Raw genomic sequence first — 467 nt, forward strand, 5'->3', positions numbered from 1 at the left:
GCTTTTCCCAAAGCCCATCCGGTGAAGGTGCCGATGAACTGGGTGACTCGCATCATGCCGGAGCGCCCGGTTTCACCAGCTAGTGCGACTGTGTCCACTCCCAAGGTCTCTGCCCCGGCAATCAGCATCCCCCCGCAGGTTCCGGCGCAAGGCCGCGAACAGTCCGTAGGGACCGAAAGCGAAGACCGGCCCGACGAGGTTCTTCCGGTAACGGTCACCGTCAACAACGCGGTGATGTCAGCCCGGCCGCTTGGCATGAATTACCGTGGCCAGATGGTCGTCCTGGGTGAGGATGGACGCTTCATTCAGGGGCCAGCCCAACAGATCATTCGGGAGGCCGACAGCCGCGGTGCCACATTCCTGTATGGGGCAACTGCGGAGGACCTGGCTTTATGCGCCGATGGCTTGGTGAGGGAGATTGCCGGCGGCAAGGTCCTGCGGTTCGACGATCTGAAGCGCTTCAGCAG

General features: G+C 62.5%; 1 protein-coding gene. It reads left to right on the forward strand.

The window, feature by feature from the left end; genetic code table 11:
• On the forward strand, positions 1 to 467 hold a 467-nt coding region (locus MUU46_RS00120), incomplete at both ends, for a hypothetical protein (RefSeq protein ID WP_258964447.1).

The sequence above is a fragment of the Scandinavium tedordense genome, from assembly GCF_024764965.1.
In the GTDB taxonomy this organism is placed as follows: Bacteria; Pseudomonadota; Gammaproteobacteria; order Enterobacterales; family Enterobacteriaceae; genus Scandinavium; species Scandinavium tedordense.